Origin of the sequence: Bartonella sp. ML70XJBT.G (genome assembly GCF_028618575.1) — a bacterium.
Taxonomy (GTDB): Bacteria; Pseudomonadota; Alphaproteobacteria; order Rhizobiales; family Rhizobiaceae; genus Bartonella.
The window spans coordinates 1-1,591 of record NZ_JAQITA010000075.1; the positions used below are offsets into that span (position 1 = coordinate 1).

Genomic DNA, 1,591 nt, shown 5'->3' on the forward strand with positions numbered 1-1,591 from the left:
CGAATAAAGCTATGAACCTTAGAGTGCTCATTAAGGCGCTCTCTGTTCTCGTTTACATAGAATTCAGCGATCTCTTCAGAGATGTCTTCACACCGGTTAGTTGCGGGTTCAACGCGGAAGATTTGGAAGGCATTATCGGCTTCATTAATAAAGTCGATAATGTCTTTTTCTTCGAAGAAAGGTCCATATTTAGCGAGGTTTTCTGTTTCATCTTCGCAAATGACTAAGAGAATTTCCTTAGAAGTTATGAAAACTGGTTTGTCCACAATTGCCTCCATAGAGCCTATTGGCAGTAGCTAATTTATACGATATGAGGCATATGTATGCGCATATTGCACACATGTCAACAAAAAAAATGTGCAAGATGAACATATCTATGTAAGTAATATATTATTTTAGGATATATAAAATGAATGATACCGCTTATCTTATAATGGAGGCAGTGAATAAGCTTAGTATAGATAAAAAGAGAAGATTAATTATTATTCTTCGTCTTTTAAAGTATCTAAAATGCGAAGAAGCCACTGCTGTTTTTCAGGAGATATATCTTTTAGAGCATTAAAAACTTCTTCTTGAAGTTCGCGGTCTGAAAGAGCAGTTGTAGATTTTGTTTTTATACCCTGTCCTTCACCAGTCAATAACCAACCTGTACTTACGTTAAAAGCTTTTGCGTATCGACTTGCGGCTTTATTGATACCGCGAACTCCTTGTTCATGTTGTATATAAGTGTAATATGACCAGCCATAATATTGAGCGGCAGCTCGAGCAGATTTAAATCCTTTGGCAATTCTTGCTTCTGTTAAGCGTATAGCTTGATCGGGCTTTTGTTCTTGCATTCTGTCAACTCCTTTCCATTCATAATGCACATATTATATGTGCTTTTCGACTTGACTTTTGTCTGTGCATATTGCACATTATTTTTTATGGATAAGACAGAAGTAAAAAAACTAAGAAAACAGCTTAATCTCACGCAGGACGAAATGGCAGCGTTATTAGGGGTCAGCAAATCAACAGTATGGCGTTGGGAAAAATATGGTGTTCCTTCAAGAGGAGCGGTTGCTTATCTTTTAAAATCATTATGCGAGCAAGCAAGCGCCCCAATGACAAAATTTTCCAAAAGCCCCCGCGTTGATAGCGCGTGCGACAGTTTACAGCCTTAGGAGATGATGATGTCTGTAGAAAAGAAATACGAACTTACTGATGAGACAATAGAAATTGATGGTCATATTTTACGCCGCATCCGCGCATTGAGAGGCTTTGGTGATGTCAAAAAAGGTGATTTAGGTGGGTTTATACAGTTTGAACGTAACTTAAGTCACGAAGGCAATTGCTGGGTTAGTGATGATGCATGTGTTTATATCCTTGCACAAGTTTATGAAAATGCGGAGGTTCATGATGATGCCAAAGTTTTTTATGGTGCAAGGGTTTATGGGAAATCTCGTATTTATCATAATGCCCAAGTTTATGATCGTGCCGATGTTTTTGGTAATGCCGATGTTTTTGGTAATGCCGAGGTTTTGGGTAGGTCCAAGGTTTTTGGCAATGCCGAGGTTTGTGGTGATGCCAAGGTTGATGACTGCGCCCATGTTTT

The 1,591-nt window shown here is 38.5% G+C and carries 4 protein-coding genes; 2 read left to right on the forward strand and 2 right to left on the reverse strand.

The window, feature by feature from the left end:
• Together PVV64_RS10335 and PVV64_RS10340 are read right to left on the reverse strand one after the other, a co-directional pair.
• Positions 1–266, reverse strand: a 266-nt coding sequence (locus tag PVV64_RS10335) for a hypothetical protein (protein ID WP_273760898.1), incomplete at its 3' end; no start/stop codon positions are given.
• Between the two features lie 216 nt (positions 267–482).
• Positions 483–836 carry a helix-turn-helix domain-containing protein gene (locus PVV64_RS10340; RefSeq protein WP_241440827.1) on the reverse strand — a complete coding sequence of 118 codons (354 nt, stop codon included), beginning with the start codon at positions 834–836 and terminating at the stop codon, positions 483–485.
• A gap of 87 nt (positions 837–923) precedes the next feature.
• Between PVV64_RS10340 and PVV64_RS10345 the strand changes: the two genes are divergently transcribed.
• Both PVV64_RS10345 and PVV64_RS10350 read left to right on the forward strand, forming a co-directional pair.
• Positions 924–1,160: a DNA-binding transcriptional regulator gene (locus PVV64_RS10345; RefSeq protein WP_273760899.1), complete on the forward strand. Its 237-nt coding sequence runs from the start codon at positions 924–926 to the stop codon at positions 1,158–1,160.
• Positions 1,161–1,169: 9 nt separating this feature from the next.
• Positions 1,170–1,591 (forward strand): hypothetical protein (locus PVV64_RS10350; RefSeq protein WP_273760900.1); only part of this gene is annotated, 422 nt, incomplete at its 3' end.